General features: G+C 39.8%; 14 protein-coding genes and 1 pseudogene. 6 read left to right on the forward strand and 9 right to left on the reverse strand.

Annotated features, from left to right (window positions below; genetic code table 11):
- Positions 1-29: 29 nt before the first annotated feature.
- From FTV04_RS01960 to FTV04_RS01970, 3 genes are all read left to right on the forward strand, one after another.
- Positions 30-806: a DUF805 domain-containing protein gene (locus FTV04_RS01960; RefSeq protein ID WP_180088403.1), complete on the forward strand. Its 777-nt coding sequence runs from the start codon at positions 30-32 to the stop codon at positions 804-806.
- A gap of 190 nt (positions 807-996) precedes the next feature.
- On the forward strand, positions 997-1,443 hold the full coding sequence (locus FTV04_RS01965) for a MarR family winged helix-turn-helix transcriptional regulator (RefSeq protein ID WP_180088405.1): 447 nt from the start codon (positions 997-999) through the stop codon (positions 1,441-1,443).
- On the forward strand, positions 1,427-2,626 hold the full coding sequence (locus tag FTV04_RS01970; RefSeq protein ID WP_373684679.1) for an MFS transporter: 1,200 nt from the start codon (positions 1,427-1,429) through the stop codon (positions 2,624-2,626). Before FTV04_RS01965 ends, FTV04_RS01970 begins: the two co-directional genes overlap by 17 nt.
- Before the next feature lie 7 nt (positions 2,627-2,633).
- Here FTV04_RS01970 and FTV04_RS01975 read toward each other — a convergent pair whose 3' ends face one another.
- Positions 2,634-3,620: a GlxA family transcriptional regulator gene (locus tag FTV04_RS01975; protein WP_180088409.1), complete on the reverse strand. Its 987-nt coding sequence runs from the start codon at positions 3,618-3,620 to the stop codon at positions 2,634-2,636.
- Positions 3,621-3,742: 122 nt separating this feature from the next.
- On the opposite strand from FTV04_RS01975, the gene FTV04_RS01980 reads away from it, so the two are divergent.
- Positions 3,743-5,530, forward strand: coding sequence for an acyl-CoA dehydrogenase (locus tag FTV04_RS01980; RefSeq protein WP_180088411.1), 1,788 nt, complete (start codon positions 3,743-3,745; stop codon positions 5,528-5,530).
- Positions 5,531-5,685: 155 nt separating this feature from the next.
- On the opposite strand, the pseudogene FTV04_RS01985 reads toward FTV04_RS01980, so the two are convergent.
- From FTV04_RS01985 to FTV04_RS02010, 6 genes and pseudogenes are all read right to left on the reverse strand, one after another.
- A pseudogene (locus tag FTV04_RS01985) lies at positions 5,686-6,120 on the reverse strand (nitroreductase family protein); the annotation flags it as partial.
- A gap of 42 nt (positions 6,121-6,162) precedes the next feature.
- Positions 6,163-8,001 carry an ATP-binding protein gene (locus FTV04_RS01990; RefSeq protein WP_306669631.1) on the reverse strand — a complete coding sequence of 613 codons (1,839 nt, stop codon included), beginning with the start codon at positions 7,999-8,001 and terminating at the stop codon, positions 6,163-6,165.
- A 53-nt stretch (positions 8,002-8,054) separates the two neighbouring features.
- Positions 8,055-8,738 (reverse strand): response regulator transcription factor, encoded by a 684-nt coding sequence (locus tag FTV04_RS01995; protein ID WP_078188703.1) that lies wholly within the window; start codon positions 8,736-8,738, stop codon positions 8,055-8,057.
- A 226-nt stretch (positions 8,739-8,964) separates the two neighbouring features.
- Positions 8,965-9,744 carry a glutathione S-transferase N-terminal domain-containing protein gene (locus tag FTV04_RS02000; RefSeq protein WP_180088415.1) on the reverse strand — a complete coding sequence of 260 codons (780 nt, stop codon included), beginning with the start codon at positions 9,742-9,744 and terminating at the stop codon, positions 8,965-8,967.
- A 143-nt stretch (positions 9,745-9,887) separates the two neighbouring features.
- Positions 9,888-10,400, reverse strand: a complete 513-nt coding sequence (rraA, locus tag FTV04_RS02005) for a ribonuclease E activity regulator RraA (protein ID WP_168377554.1) — start codon at positions 10,398-10,400, stop codon at positions 9,888-9,890.
- A 10-nt stretch (positions 10,401-10,410) separates the two neighbouring features.
- Positions 10,411-11,076, reverse strand: coding sequence for an NAD(P)H-binding protein (locus FTV04_RS02010; RefSeq protein WP_168377555.1), 666 nt, complete (start codon positions 11,074-11,076; stop codon positions 10,411-10,413).
- A 215-nt stretch (positions 11,077-11,291) separates the two neighbouring features.
- On the opposite strand from FTV04_RS02010, the gene rpsT reads away from it, so the two are divergent.
- Complete coding sequence (gene rpsT / locus FTV04_RS02015) at positions 11,292-11,558, forward strand: 30S ribosomal protein S20 (RefSeq protein ID WP_078188707.1); 267 nt, start codon at positions 11,292-11,294, stop codon at positions 11,556-11,558.
- A gap of 104 nt (positions 11,559-11,662) precedes the next feature.
- Here rpsT and FTV04_RS02020 read toward each other — a convergent pair whose 3' ends face one another.
- Entirely contained in the window at positions 11,663-14,257 is a 2,595-nt protein-coding gene (locus tag FTV04_RS02020; RefSeq protein ID WP_180088417.1) for a M66 family metalloprotease, read from the reverse strand.
- Positions 14,258-14,701: 444 nt separating this feature from the next.
- On the opposite strand from FTV04_RS02020, the gene FTV04_RS02025 reads away from it, so the two are divergent.
- On the forward strand, positions 14,702-15,145 hold the full coding sequence (locus FTV04_RS02025) for a hypothetical protein (RefSeq protein WP_180059081.1): 444 nt from the start codon (positions 14,702-14,704) through the stop codon (positions 15,143-15,145).
- An 88-nt stretch (positions 15,146-15,233) separates the two neighbouring features.
- Here FTV04_RS02025 and FTV04_RS02030 read toward each other — a convergent pair whose 3' ends face one another.
- Complete coding sequence (locus tag FTV04_RS02030; protein ID WP_180088419.1) at positions 15,234-15,977, reverse strand: histidine phosphatase family protein; 744 nt, start codon at positions 15,975-15,977, stop codon at positions 15,234-15,236.
- Between the last annotated feature and the right edge of the window lie 41 nt (positions 15,978-16,018).

Here is a 16,018-nt window from a genome sequence, read left to right on the forward strand (position 1 = left end):
TAAATTAGATAATTAAAATTGGAATAATAATGACTGAACTTACTTCAAGCGAATTGAATCCGTTTCAACAAGATCAAAATATTCAGCCTCAAATTCAAAAAGCCGATCATCCCCTGTCTCCTGAAGGACGTTTTGGCCGCCTGTCTTATTTAGCGTGGTTATTTATCATTAGTATGATTTATACCTGCCTATTAGGCATCAGCGTCGCGCTGGGACTTTTTGCATTTTTCAATTCAGCAGAACGTAGTATTGAAGCACTTTTTAATTCATTCTTAGGAGTCAGTGCGATCGCTCTGATTGTCGTTTCCATCGTTGCAATGTTTGTCGCAATGATCTGCATTACGATTCGTCGTTTACATGATCTAAATAAAAGTGGTTGGCTCTGTTTAATTTTTCTCATCCCACTGGTCGGTACCATCTTTAGCATTTATGTGATGGCTGCAAAAGGCACCGAAGGTGAAAATAAATTTGGTATTAAGCGTCCAACGGAACAAACAGAGAAAGTTATTGGGTCATTGTATCTAATCCTGATGATTGTTTATTTATTGGTCATGATCCCATTGATGTTCAATATGCAAAGTATGATGAGCAATTTAGAACAAGCGCAATTACAAGAACAAGCAATGATGTCTGAAGGTGAACCTGAAGAATTAACAGATGAACAACTTGCGGCTTATTTAGAGCAAGCTGAATCAGAAGGTGAAGAACTTGCTTATGCAGATGGTGAAAGTGTAGAAATTTCAGAAAATGCAGACAGTTCAGCGGAAGATGCTGCAATTGCAGCTGCAGAAGCTTCTGTAGAATAAACACGTATTGTTTAAGGTATCAATTCAATGATATACATTGAACGATAAGCTTTAAATGAAATGCTATGCAAGAAAACCTGTGTGCGCACAGGTTTTTTTATACCTGTTTTTTATGCTTTGAGTTGTTCACTTGAATTCAAAATAAATTAGGCGTACAGTTGCGATAATTTAGTTACCCTAGTTAACTATCATGAATACCTCATTAGGTTTCCGCTCTTCACTTCTGCGCTGTGCGCGTCTCATAAGTGATGAAATCAACACGATTTTATTGCCCTATCAATTGAACTATTCGCTTTGGCAAGTCATGTTTGTCATCCGTGAAAAAACCGCTTGTACATCTATTGAAATGGCTGAATATTTAAACGTATCCAAGCCATCCATCACTAAGCGTGTCAAAATTCTTGCGCAGATGGATATTTTGAGTCATGTACAAACTAACGATAAACGTCAAAAGAAAATGATGCTCAGCGAGACTGGACGTGAGTTATTTCAGCAATGTGCAAAAGACATAGATGCCTTTGAGCAGCGCCTGATCGCGCCATTAGCAAGCCAAGATATCCAACACTCCATTCAAATTTTACACCGTGTCATGCAAGAACTTGAACAAAACACTGTAGGTGATGATCATGCAAGATAACGCACCACTTTGGACTCGAAATTTTATTTTAGTCAGCGCCATTAACTTCCAATTGGTTTTAACCTTTTATCTCTTGGTTGTGGTGATCGTGGGCTATGCGGTGGCTGAATTGGGTGCGACTACAGCCCAAGCAGGTTTAGTTTCAGGCTTGTTCATTGTCGGCACATTGGTCGGGCGTTTATTGGTAGGCAATTTCCTAGAACGCTTTGGACGTAAAACGACACTGATCGTTGGTTTAATTGGCTTTTTAATTTTTTCTGGTTTTTACTTCATTCAGTCTGGCGTCGGCATGTTGCTCTTCATACGCTTTATGCATGGCTTTATGATGGGTATTGCATCAACAGTGCTGGGTACCTTAATTGCCCAAATCTTACCAGCGACACGTCGCGGTGAAGGCATTGGCTACTACAGCATGAGTAGTACTTTAGGTACAGCTATTGGGCCATTTCTTGCCATTTGGATGATGTTACACATTGGTTATCACGCGATTTTTATCGTTTCTACGATTATCGCATTGAGCTGCCTATTGGTTGCCTTGCTGATTCAAGTGCCCGATTTACCCAAAATCAATAAACCCCTCGATACTGTTGAAGCTGTCAAAAAACCGAGTTGGATTGCTCAATTTGTAGAACCTAAAGCATTACCGATATCATTCATCATGCTTTTCGCTTCAATCTGCTACTCAGGTGTTTTATCTTTCATTAACTTCTATGCCAAAGAAATCAATTTGGTTGAAACAGCCTCGTTTTTCTTTTTGATGTATGCCATTGCGATTTTAATTTCTCGCCCATTTACTGGCCCTTTGATGGATCGTAAAGGTGAAAATATTGTGATCTACCCTGCTTTTGTGATTATGGGCGTAGCATTGGTACTGCTCAGCATCACTCAGAGTTCATGGATGCTTTTACTTTGTGCCGGCTTACTTGGACTCGGTTATGGCAATATTCAGTCGGTCTGCCAAACAGTTGCCGTGAAAAGTGCACCGCTTGAACGTATGGGCTTTGCCACTTCGACTTTCTTTATCTTTTTGGATGCAGGCTTAGGCTTTGGACCATACTTTATCGGTAAATTGCTCGACCATATTGGTTACTCACAATTGTATTTGTATAGCGCATTTGCTGCCTTTGCATGTATGGGTGCCTACTACATTTTACATGGTCGTTATACCGTTCGAACCGCTTAAACTATAACTAAACATCAAATCGTCGGCTGAAACGTCGACGATATTCTAAGGGGCTCAGCCCCGTTTTTTTTTGAAATAACCGTCGAAATGAGCTTGGGTCACTATAGCCAACATCTCGTATAATCAGATCTAAAGCATGTCCCGTTTCTTCTAAACGCTTTCGTGCAGCTTCAATCCGTATCGATTGTAAGTATTGATTCGGTGGAATATCCAAAGCCGCTTTAAAATGTCGAATCAATGTCCTCGTTGTCACATTAAACTGCGCTGCAAGTTCATCTAAGACAATATTTTCATGATAATGCTGTTCTAACCAATCTTGAACTTTTTGCACCAAACCATCCTGATGCGGTTTAGATATTTTCAATAATGAATAGGACAACTGACTATCACGACGATAATCCAATACAAATGATTTTGCCGTATGGATTGCCGTTTCAAAACCATAAAAACGTTCTATTAGGTGTAGTCCCAAATCAAACCATGCTAAGCCGCCGCCTGCACAATAGATATTTTGATCATGGCTAATCAGCTGATCTGCATTCAGTTTCACCAAAGGATAGCGTTCACGAAACATTTGCTGAAAGCCCCAATGCGTCGTTGCCTGCTTACCATCTAAAAGCCCTGCTTCTGCCAGAAAAAAATTACCCGTACAATTTCCTGCGATCAGTCCGCTCTGCAATTGCCGAGTTTTTAATAACTCGATTAGTGCTGAATTTTGCGCTAAAACATCTAAAATCGCCGCGCCTATCGTTGGAACAATAATGATATCTGCATCTGTTATTTCAGAAAATGCTAAATCTGCATAAAGCTTGATGCCATTGATACATTGCACAGCTTGACCATGTTGTGAGGCAATTTTGACCTGAAATAGCCGCTGCACATTTTGTTTTTGGATCCGGTTCCAACTGACACCCGCCATTGCAAATAAATCAATGACCCCAGTAATCGCGGAAGCCAAAGCACCATCAAATGCTAAAATTATGATTTTCTTCATTTAAAGTTCAAATTATCAAAATGTCATTTTTAACTTATTAAGTGTCATTATTGACAATTCTATATCTAAAAATCAACTGCTAGTCTTGATGCATAAAATTAGACCCGATTAGAGATTGAGCAATGGCGCAGTTAATCAATGACAAAGATTTAAATTTTTTGCTATTTGACGTGTTTAAAGCGCAAGACTTAACGCATTACCCACGTTTTGCTGAGCATGATGCTGAAACCTTCAAAAGCATCCTAGAAACTGCACAAGGTATTGCTCAAGACTTTTTTGCACCCCATAACGCAACAGCCGATCAAAACGAACCAACCTTTGATGGTCAACAGGTTAAAACCATTGCAGAAGTCAAAATGGCATGGAAGCAATTTGCAGATGCAGGCCTGCTTTGTGCGCAGCATGATTATGATGCAGGCGGTATGCAACTTCCGACTTTGATCAACATGGCTGCAAATGCTTATTTCATGTCAGCAAATCCTTCATCAGTGGCTTATTCATTTCTAACCGCTGCGGCTGCAAATGTGATTCAGGCTTTTGGTACGACTGAACAAAAAGCTATGTTTGTACCGCATATGTTTAGTGGTCGTTTTGCAGGAACGATGGCCATGACTGAACCCGATGTGGGTTCATCTTTAGGTGATTTGACCACAAAAGCTATACCGCAAGCCGATGGTACCTACCTCATCAAAGGCCAAAAGATGTTTATTTCAGGGGGTGACCAAGACATCACAGAAAATATCGTGCATTTGGTCCTTGCCCGCATCCAAGATGCACCTCAGGGCGTGAAAGGTATATCGCTATTTATTGTTCCGAAGTTTAAAATCCTGAGCGATGGTTCACTTGCAGATGCCAATGACGTACAACTGGCTGGCTTATTGCATAAAATGGGCTACCGAGGTACAACATCGACAGTACTGAGCTTTGGTGAAAAAGACCAATGTACTGGCTATCTGATTGGTGAAGCAGGTGCTGGTCTTAAATATATGTTTAAGATGATGAATGAAGCACGAGTCGGTGTCGGCTTAGGTGCAGCCATGATTGGATACCGTGGCTATTTAGAGTCACTCGAATATGCCAAGAATCGTCCACAAGGTCGCATAGTATCAGATAAAAATCCTACCGCTAAACCTGTCAATATCATTCAACATACAGATGTTAAACGGATGCTTTTGGCGCAAAAATCTTATGTGGAAGGCGCACTTGCGTTATGTTTATTTGCTGCACGATTAATTGATGAACATCAAGCCGCTAACAATGAAGACAGCGCGTTGTTATTAGATTTAATTATCCCTGTCGTCAAATCATTCCCTTCTGCCTATGGACCAAAAGCCAATGATTTAGCCATTCAAGTTTTAGGTGGTGCGGGCTATACCCGTGAATATCCGCTTGAACAATGTTATCGCGACAACCGCTTAAATCCGATCCATGAAGGTACATTTGGTATTCAATCTTTGGATTTGTTGGGTCGTAAGCTTTGGCAGCACAACAGCAAAGGTTTGATGCTGTTATTACAACGTATGCAAAATACGATTGATCAAGCTCAACATGCTAAAACTCAAGCGCTTGCAGCAATTTTTTCAGCGCATTTAAGCACGGTGAAGAAAACCACACAAAGTTTGGGACAAGTCCTCGCACAAGGTCGTGTCGATCAGGTATTGGGTAATTCTGCCTTGTATCTAGACATGATGGGCAAAGTCATCATTTCATGGCTATGGCTTGAAATGGCTAATCAAGCTCTTGTTAAATTTGAACATTCAGATTTAGCTGAAGATCAACAATTCTTAGCCGGTAAATTACAAGCCGCGCAATATTTTATCCGCTGGGAATTACCTGAAATAGAGCACCAAGCCAAGTTATTGCTAGAACTTGATGAAACTTGCCTCAACATGCAAGAAAGTTGGTTCTAGTCACCCGTTTAGCTCAGTCCTCAATGGGCTAATCTGGACAAGGTTTTCACGGATGAAAATCTTGTCCAACCCTATCTATCTCAATAAAACTGCAATAAAAAAAGGAACTTAGATTTCGTTCCTTATTTATCAAAATTGAGTGCTATACACCGCAATTATTGGAAGACTTTAAAACGAGCGGCATCATCCATATAGCCTTTTTCTTTCGCTTCACCTTCCACTGAACCAAAAACCAATTGAGCACGAAGTTTCCAATGCGCAGGAATCTCCCATTCAGCATGCGCTTGTTCATCCACAATTGGGCTGTAATGCTGTAATGATGCGCCTAAACCTTCGGTGTGTAACGCAGTCCAAGTCGCAAATTGGGCAATGGCAGTTGAATGTTCTGCCCAAATTGGAAAGTTTTCTGCATAAGAAGGAAACTGTGCTTGTAGAGCACTGACCACATCTAAATCTTCAAAGAACAGAACCGTACCCAATCCTGCTGCAAAACTTGCCATTTTACCCGTCGTCTTCGCAGCACTTTCTTCATCTTTTGCATAAGATTTTAACTTGTCAGCGACTAAGCCCCCAAATTTTTCGCTTTCACCAGTAGAGTCTGTTGATATTTAATTATGCTCATCTAGAGATATTTATGCAGCTGATTTTAAATTAATTTCTGTATGAATAATCGTGCAGCCTTGCTGAGAATGAATTTTGAAATTCCCACCTATCCGTTCTACACGCATTTTCATACTTCGCATGCCGATACTCATGCCATGATTTGAAACACTCTCAACATCAAAACCTACGCCATCATCTTCAATGGTTAATAACAATGCGCCATTCTCGAACTGTGACAGCGTTACATTGACATGATTAGCTTGGCTATGTTTCACAATATTGGTCAGGCTTTCTTCAATTACTCGTATTAAAGTCAGGCACTGAATTGCTGTTGGTTTGATCGCCCACTGCGAAGGAATGCACCATTTGGCATTCATTTCAACTTCATCCATCAACTGACTAAAACGATGTCGAACTGGTGCAATCCATAGCAAGGGTGAATCTGGCACTTTGCTGTCCAAAGATGATCCACTATCAATAATTTGCCTTAAATCATCCCGTAGTAATTTCAACATCGACAAGAACTGTCTGTTTGGAATATTACTTTCACACTGATCAACCAAGATCATCGAGCGCACAATAGATGCGCCCAGACCGTCATGTAGATCATGTGATAATTTAATTCGTTCTTGTAGGCGTACATTACTGAGTTCAAGCTGATGTTTATCGTTTAGGCTACTGCATAATTCATCACTGACTTTCTGAACTTCAAATGCCAAATCATCATTATATTTTTCAATTTTCTGAATATTACGATTGAGCCTCGCCCCCAAAATCACCACGATAAATAGGGTAATAATCGGTGAAGTAAAGGGAGATAACGGTGTAAAACCTTCTTTTGGAAAGAATACCAAGGCTGTGATGTCTGCAATAACAATCACAATGATCGCAGTCATACACATTGCTAATAAAGTGTAGTCTCTACGTTTTTCTTTAAAACTAATCCAGCAAAGATAAATGTAAGTGATAAAAAAGAGGATGCAATATAATAAGAAAATAAGGCTCGAAATTTCCGCATTTTGTTCAAATGGCCAAATACACACTACACCAATCAGAGCCGCAGTGAGCATAGTACAGGACAATTCAATTCGCGGAAATTTACGTCCAACAAAGCGCAAGATATAGATGCTAAAACACTGAAAGTACAGCATTGAAAATATCAAATTGGCTTTGGTGGAAAAAATCGAATTTGGATATGGAAAGGTTTCAGTAGTCAGGGCATTACTGAGAAATAAAATCCACAACACCGTTGAAAGCGCAAACCAGCCAAAACTAGTATCCCGACGTCGCATCAACCAAATAATGAAGCAAATTAGACCCAAGACCCCAGAAAGAAAAATATTTAATTGTAATATGGTTCGACGAGTCCAAGTGGCTTCTTCGGCCTGCTCTATTATTGCCATGACATTGTTAAATTTCACCGGACCCAAGCCAGCATTTAGACTCGAGTAGCCATAAACATAGATCAAGGTTTCATTATGATCATGCTTGATTCCACTTATCGGTAAAATCCAATAGCGTGCAACATTCCAACTTTTAGAGACCGGTTCTTGAAGATTTTTATTGGTCCACAGCAAGTCGCCATTCAGAAAGACTGAACCCGTATTAATAATGTAATCAACATATAGTGCGATGGGTTCTGCCAAACGCGCATTATTTTTACAGTACCAAGACCAGTCTAATTTATACCAAGCACCACCTTGATAACCCTCCCAGTCTTTATCTTCTTTCCAACGGTCAGGTAATTGCGTGGTTTTCCATCCAGTTCTGGGTAATTCTTGATTGGATGGTGTCTTCACCCGTGAAATGCTATTCACAGTTACATTACATTGATCATTTACAGGGAAAACTTGCTCTGCATGACTCAAGCTCCCCCATACTAAACAGAGGATAAATAAGAAAAAATATCCTCCTTTACGCATTATAGAATACCCATAGATCTTGCTGTACTCACGGCTTTGGTTCGTTTCGTTACGGCTAATTTGCGATAAATATGTTTAATATGGCTTTCTACCGTATAGCGAGAAACAAAAAGCTGTTCAGCAATCTCACGGTTACTCAAACCTTGAGCAACCAAACATAAAATTTCTTTTTCACGACTGGTCAAGAGGTTCAGGTCTGCTTCATCGGCGACTGTTTGTTCTGGACTTGGCGCTTCGGCTTCGGATATTTGTTTAAGGATTTCTCGTGCAATAAATGGGTCAATCGGCGCCCCACCACGTAAAATACTCCGAATAGATAAAAGTACTTCAGCATCATCACGTTCTTTTAATACATAGCCCGTTGCACCTGCTTTAATTGCGGCAAATAAGCTTTCTTGTGTACTCCATGCAGAGACAACCAAGATCATGGTATTACTTTCGAGGGAACGTATTTTTTCAATAATTTCGATACCACTACCATCAGGCAAACCTAAGTCAACTAAGGCTAAGGATATCGGTTGGGTCTCTACGGCTTGAATAGATTCTTTAACATTTTTGGTGAAGATAAGCTCTTCACGCTTATAACCCAGCTCTGTCAAAATTTGACGTAAACGTAATTGAATAATTTCCTCATCTTCAACGACGAGCACCGGTACGGGTAGTATGACTTCTTGTGGTGACATGATTTACTTCCCCCGAAAAAATGAAATGTCTTTTACATTAATGAGTTTAATCCTTTTAGGATATCCCTATAATTAAGTAAATTTCTTATTTTTTAACAATTTATTCTAATTCAATTGATGCAGCTATGATGCATTTTTCTTCTAATTTTAAATCCATTTAACATTACGATATGTGTATAGCCATCAGTCTGACTATACACTGCACTTAGCTTAAACTTGAGTGAGATTAGCTCAAATATTGCTTCTTCAGATATTTTACAATTTTTTCAGATTCAAAAAGTTCTACACCAGTATTAGGATCTTTCAAATATGGCACTTGAATATTGTTCCCCATGATTTTTAACACTTGTTCACGCTTGCCACCTTTCAGGGGTACATATTTACCAGGTCTTAAGCGCATTACCGCTAATCCCTGATCTTGCCAACGTTCCTTAGCCACATTATGAAAGATATATGCCAATTCCATTTCAGACAATGCGCTACGTACGATACGTGTATATGGACTCGCTTCAAAACCCCATAGTTCTAAGAGTTGACTTGGAGCATCACGATGAATGACTTTACGGTGCACCCACACGCCTTGAGCCCCATTAATTAAGGTTCCAACATAGGCAACATACGGAATTTTAGGATAATTGGCATATTTCTTAGGAGTCTGACCTGTTTTGCCATAATGTTTAAATAGATGATGAATTATTTGCTGAGATTCGTACAAACGATCCCCAGTATTGTCATCCACCAAGAAAGGGAATTGCTGTTTTCCACCTAATTTCTGTACCTCTAAACGGTACTTTTTAGCCCCTTTGGGACATGGGTAAACCTCATAATCCAAATTAAGTGTGGTCAAAACTTCACGCACACGACGGCAATACGGAGAACCTTCAAATTCGTACAGTTTAAGGGCTTTATCAGGTTGTTTGGGATAAGGCGTCCCATTTGTACCTCGTCCGCCCTCTGCTACGCCTGAGAGCAACGCTTGCGCCACTTTTAATTGATGCAACAACATATATTCTTCCTTTCTTCTTTTATTTCGTATTTTTATACAACAGCCGAGAGTCCTCAGCTGAAGTTTGTATTTTTTCCAGATTTATATCGTCGTATATAAGTAAGCAATGCCAACTGATTCCATGACTAAAAACTCAAACCCACTTAAAGAACAACCAATTGCTCTTTTGAAACAACAATGCCGTTATTGTCAGCATAAATAAAATCACCAGACTGAATGTTTACACCACCAAAACTTAATGGAATATCTGTTTCACCCACGCCTTTGCGGTTACTTTTTTGTGGAATCGCAGCCAAAGCATGCACACCTAAATCAAGTTCGGCAATCGCATCAACATCACGCACGCAGCCGTAAATAATGACGCCATTCCAATGATTGTTAACTGCAGATTCAGCAATCATATCACCCATCAAGGCACAGCGCATCGACGCACCACCATCCACAACCAATACTTTACCCGTACCATCGGTTGCCAATAATTCTTTAACACGAGAGTTATCTTCAAAACATTTGACCGTCATCACCTGACCGCCAAAACTTTTTCGTGCACCATAACTTTGAAAGAATTTACCATCCAACGACGGGATCACCACTTGTAATTCTTTATCTGGATGATCATCAAGTAAATCACAGGTGACGAATGGAACTGTAGACACGGTATTTCCCTCATTTAATTGTTAGTATGCGTAAATTATCATAAATCTCGAACTTTTCAGTCTGAGTTTGTGCTGCATCGACCATAGTATGAGCCACTTGCTGTGCTGTCACTGGCTTAAATTTGAAACGGTCTGGTACAAAATGCGAAAAGCGCATATAAAGTTTCTGTGTCGCATCTTCTAAACGCCGAGATTCATGACGCTCGCCAAGTAACAGCGAAGGCTTTAATATCGAAAGTTGATTTAACTTTAAGGTTTTTAAATAATATTCCAATTCCCCTTTGACTCGATTATAAAAAAATGCGGAATTGGCGTCAGCGCCCATAGCACTAACTATGATCAAATGGGTTTCTGTATATTCTAATAATTCAGCGAAATGTGCATTGATGCTAAAATCGATATGATAAAAATGATCTTTAGACCCTGCTTTTTTAATGGTCGAGCCTAAACAACTAAAGGCATGACTATAATCTCTCACATCATCCTGAGTCAGAGAAAGAAAGTCACTGATCACCATTTGTTGAACTTTTGCCAGTCCATTCAGTTCATGGTCACGCTGACGTACCACAGCAGTAATATTCTTACATCTTGCATTTTGACTGAGCTGACGAACCAATTCCCGCCCGACCAATCCTGTTGCTCCGATGACAATCGCATTCTCTATACTTTTAGTCATTTTTCATACAATCTCAATTACTTTAGACTAATCTAACGTTTTCTTTAAAATTTTTCTGCATCTAAAATGTTGTCAAAGCATGTCAAGACTTGACTTAAGCGCTTAGTTTAATCACAATATGGCACTTGTTTACGGGCTGGTGATAGTTCTTCTGATGTTGGTTTTCAGATGTAATTTCAGCCCGCCCAGACCAATCTATTTCAAGGAGTGCACGAGTGGCAAACTCTGCTCAAGCAAAAAAACGTGCTCGTCAAAACGTTAAAGCACGTCAACACAACGCAAGCTTACGTTCTATGGTTCGTACTTATCTTAAACGCACAGTAGCTGCTATTGCTGCTGGTGATTACGCTGTCGCTACAGAAGCTTACAAAAAAGCTGTTCCTGTAATCGACCGTATGGCTGATAAAGGCATCATCCATAAAAACAAAGCTGCTCGTCATAAGAGCCGTTTAAATGCACAAGTTAAAGCTTTAGCTAACTAATTTGTTGCGATGAAAAAAGCCCTTTTTAGGGCTTTTTTTGTGCCTATCGATTTTTAAAGGCAAAAAAATAAGGTCCAATAATGACCTTATTTTCTATTTACAGATTATTTATTAATCAGCTTCATATTCGTCGCTGATAAATATGTCCATAATAAGTTTTGGCTTGCTGTCAAATTTGTCCAACGTTGATTGCCACCATTGGTACAGCTATATCGAATTAAATCCGCACGATTATTCTGCAAACGTCCCGTATTTAAATCCATACATTGACCACTTTGACGAATCGTTGTAGTCGCAGGGTCCATGGTCCAAATTTGGTTGGTTTGGTTTAACACGCAACGTTCTAGCGTCACTTTAGCTGAACCACCATTGCCTGTAATACATTGATCTGGATTTGACTTGCTGTGTATACGACCAATCGCATCATATACCCACTGTTCAGTTTCATCCGCAGTACAACCGCTTGGACCACTGATGTACAAATTTAATGCTCCATCAGTTAAGGTTTCAGATTTCAAACAGTTGTTACCATTTTTGATTAATGTCGCCTGCTCAAACAAACCTTCTTGAGTGACTGAAAGCTTTTTCATAAATGCTTCGAGTGCGCTTTGCGCCTCAGGTACTTGATTGTTTAGGTCTTGAGCATACACATTCATCCAACGATTTAGTCGGTATGCGGTGTTTTGTTGCGACTCATAACGGGTTAATTGCTGACGCGCCACACTATTCATTAATGACTTGTCATTTTTATATGACTCATACAGCATTTTTTCAGTTGGATTTAGTACAACAACAGCATTTGCAGCTTGCGCTTCTAAAGCACTTTCCAATTGAGGAAGTTCAATAGCACGCAAAGCACTATAACCATGTTGACGTCCAATTTTGACGGCCGGCTTGATCGCTGTGCTGTAAACTGGAATATCAATATTTGCTAATAATTTGGCTTCTTCACCTGCTTTTTTACAGTATAAATCGACATTCTGTGGTTGATCTGCCAAAGCTAAATTGACATGCAGTTTATTGGCATTACTGCCTAATCGTGCAGGTGCTAAAGCAATATTGTTGACTTTATTCGTGTATTGCACATTCAACCAACATGCCGCTTGGTCTAAGGTAGTATTGGCAGCATTTAAGTCATACACATTACCCCAGTTTGAACGTGCAGCAGGATACAACAAACCAACTTGATTGACTGGATCATAGCCCCCTAAAATGGTAATTACGGGCTGACCAAAGACCCGTGGTCGTGGATAATTTTGATCTGCGTTATACCAAACCGGAGCCGTAGAATTTGGCATCTTCGGTTGAGCGACTTCCATTTCACGAGTGGTTTTATTCCACTTTTTGTAACCGGTAGGTGATGTTTCATCCCAGACATAACGGTCAAAGTGCGGTTGAATTTTCAGGAATGTGCTGTAACCCGTATAGTGTGTGTAGCGTGATACATTACTATCAGGATACCCGCCGGACATGGCATCTTTTCCGTACGGAAACAAATTTTTAAAATTTGGGATACCATTCGCTCCATCCCACTTCCATGTCGCCGTCCATGATAGATTTCCGCGCATCATATTGCGATTGGCAATATAACCCCATCCACTGTCCGCATGATGTGCAGCCCAAAATAGATTGTCACCTACCTGACCAGGGTAATGTCCTAAACCATAATGATGGCCAATTTCATGGCTAAATTCATTCCCTACAGAATCATAAAGCGTGAGCATGCCATTACCACCACTCAGTCCATGAGTATGCACACCATTGGCATAGTTCCCCTTCGTATGATGGACAACTACTGTTTGGGTTAATTGTGGCTGACTTTGGTTGGCCATAGATGCACTGGTAATACCCCAGTTAGCAAGGTTTATACCAACACTAAAGGTTGATTTACCGACATCCTCACGCATGTCTCCTGCATAAACACCACCATCTCCGGCACTTTTACTGTCATAAATAACACCTGAAGATACCATTGCACGTGTTAACTGAATATCATCATATTGTGCAACCGTCATTTCTGCTGCAGGAATGGTTTGGAAATAATCTGTGCCCGCTTTTTCAGGCTCTAGTAGCATATAGTGGCCGGTAGAATTTGGCTTATCTGCCAACATACCAACACGGATATTATTTAAAACCAATTCACCTGGTGCAGCAAAATCGATTTTATCCTCAGCCAATTCACCGCTGACTTTATTTGCGTCAATAAATTTTAATCTTAGACCGGGTTTAACTTCATCCCAATTGAGTTTCGTGGTCCACGCGCGTTTACTGTACCAAACATCTGGACGACCTCTTTGCCCACTCTGGTCTGAAACAGGCATTTGCGTCGGATCATCCAATGTCGCGGTACGAATTAAGCGGTTGTTTTGATAGATTTCTACTTTGAGTTGCTTGATGTTTTGCATATCAAGTGTTGGCGTCACGATAAGCAGCGCTTCTTTTTCACTGGTTAACCGTGGCATTTTCTTGGCTTCGTTCGCATTCGGATCGACGACATGACTTTGACCAAATTGAACTTGCGCTGAAAAGCTGCCGACTAAATCATTTCGTATTTCACGAACAGCATCATTGGCATCGTAGTCATAAAAGCCAATACTGGTATCATCGACAATATCTTGGGTTGGTTCTGAATAACTGGCAGTTGATGCAGAGCCACCTGAACTATTACCACCGCCTCCACCACCACAAGCAACTAACATTAATGACACAATACAAATTGATAATTTGTTATATGAAAAATCTATCACACTTTTCACCACTATTCCCCAATTAGCCACAAAAGAATCCAATAAAGAGACTTACATAAAATATATAAATCAATAATTTACAACAAAGTTAATGCTATTTTCTTTTTTTTAATCATTCAATTGCCGTGTTTTGTCACTTATTAACAATTCAAATAAAATCTAAATATTTTCTATTGGTAGAATCATTATTAATGTGACAGGTACTTCACTTTTCAACTAAAATTAAGATGTAGACCTGTTAATACAATCGTATATTCCCGACAGAAATTGTCTGGATATTTTTAGAAAGTTTGTAAATAAAAATTTTAAGAAATGGTTTAATCCCATATATTTTTTATGGTATTTTAATTTTCATCCTAGGCAGCCATTGCTGTACAAATGAAAAGAGGGATAAAAATGTCGATTAACCAATTTTTGCCATCATTAGAAAAATTTGCAGAAGCAGAAAATCAATATATTGAATATTTTACATCGAAAGGTGAAAAAGACATTTTAGGTAAAGTCATTTCAAATATGAAATCGACCGCAGAGATTCAAGCCTCTCAAGGCGTAGACTCATGGTTAGCATATGGCGTGTATTTACCTGCTGTAGAACGTATCTTTGCGCTGCATCAAGGGGAAACAGAAGCTGAATTTTTTGAACGCACACAATATCCCGTTGAACTCGTGCAAGCGTATAGCATTAAAGATCATGACATTGCCACATTGATTGCTGCAGACAAATACAGTCGAATCCACCAACAGCATCTCCCTGTCAATACTAGCCGCTGGCCTTATAGTGACGACGGTTCAAGTATTGATTTAAATCAGTATCCAGCGCGAATTAAAGCCAATATTTAATCTTTTATTTAATGAAATATTGAAGCAGATAAAAAAGGCATCCCGTACATGGATGCCTTTTTTAAATATTTTGTATGCGCAAAAATACTTAAAGTTGCTGTTCAGCCTGCTGAAATTCACGAATATTTAATTCATGTAGTTCACCACGCCAAATCCATTTCAGTTTAGATTCAAGGAATACATCTCCTTCAAACCAAACAAATAGTCCTTCCATCATTTTCGGCCAGTCTTCGCGTGTCACGATATTTTTACCTGAAATAATGGCAAGAATTGCAGCCAAAATCGTGTCATGACTCACCGCTAGACTCAGCCCATAATCATTGGTTGGATGAGTGTTGTAAATCAACTCCAATACATCTACTACCCCATGAATGGGTTGTTTCATACCCGGCAAAGCATTATTCACAAAACTATTGATAAAGCCTAAAGCACCTTGCTTTTGAAAGTATGGTCCTGCTTTTTTTATATCGAGCACAAAACTTCCCGGCTCGACCAATAATCCTTGTTCAATGATCTCGATATGGTGGGTATTCGGTTCAATCGTGACATTATCTGCACCTTGAATCATCAATGCCGCCGTATCCACACAGCGCTGAATTGGACTCGAAATACAGTGCTGAATAACACGGTCTGTATTTTCAACCAAATAGCTGCCCCACGCTTCGGCTAAATCACGTCCTTGATGGGTCAGTTGCAAGTCATAACCGGCCAAGCCTTGTCCTTGTACAACTTCACGAATGGAATGACGCGTAAACAATGTTACAGGCGTCTTTTCATCCGGCAATAAGTCTATTGCTTTCAGCATACTAGGAGGGAGCAAATCTAGGGCCATAATTGACAGTTCTTAAATGCAGGAGATTTAACGGAGTGTGC

Origin of the sequence: Acinetobacter sp. YH12219, assembly GCF_013417875.1 — a bacterium.
Taxonomy (GTDB): Bacteria; Pseudomonadota; Gammaproteobacteria; order Pseudomonadales; family Moraxellaceae; genus Acinetobacter; species Acinetobacter amyesii.

Excerpts from the sequence above, each read along its gene's own strand:
- FTV04_RS02010 (WP_168377555.1), bottom strand. The coding sequence starts at position 11,076 with ATGACTAAAAGTATAGAGAATGCGATTGTCATCGGAGCAACAGGATTG.
- FTV04_RS02030 (WP_180088419.1), bottom strand. The coding sequence starts at position 15,977 with ATGGCCCTAGATTTGCTCCCTCCTAGTATGCTGAAAGCAATAGACTTA.
- FTV04_RS01980 (WP_180088411.1), top strand. The coding sequence starts at position 3,743 with ATGGCGCAGTTAATCAATGACAAAGATTTAAATTTTTTGCTATTTGAC.
- FTV04_RS01975 (WP_180088409.1), bottom strand. The coding sequence starts at position 3,620 with ATGAAGAAAATCATAATTTTAGCATTTGATGGTGCTTTGGCTTCCGCG.
- FTV04_RS01965 (WP_180088405.1), top strand. The coding sequence starts at position 997 with ATGAATACCTCATTAGGTTTCCGCTCTTCACTTCTGCGCTGTGCGCGT.
- FTV04_RS02000 (WP_180088415.1), bottom strand. The coding sequence starts at position 9,744 with ATGTTGTTGCATCAATTAAAAGTGGCGCAAGCGTTGCTCTCAGGCGTA.
- FTV04_RS02025 (WP_180059081.1), top strand. The coding sequence starts at position 14,702 with ATGTCGATTAACCAATTTTTGCCATCATTAGAAAAATTTGCAGAAGCA.
- FTV04_RS01960 (WP_180088403.1), top strand. The coding sequence starts at position 30 with ATGACTGAACTTACTTCAAGCGAATTGAATCCGTTTCAACAAGATCAA.
- FTV04_RS01970 (WP_373684679.1), top strand. The coding sequence starts at position 1,427 with ATGATCATGCAAGATAACGCACCACTTTGGACTCGAAATTTTATTTTA.
- FTV04_RS01995 (WP_078188703.1), bottom strand. The coding sequence starts at position 8,738 with ATGTCACCACAAGAAGTCATACTACCCGTACCGGTGCTCGTCGTTGAA.
- FTV04_RS02020 (WP_180088417.1), bottom strand. The coding sequence starts at position 14,257 with ATGTTAGTTGCTTGTGGTGGTGGAGGCGGTGGTAATAGTTCAGGTGGC.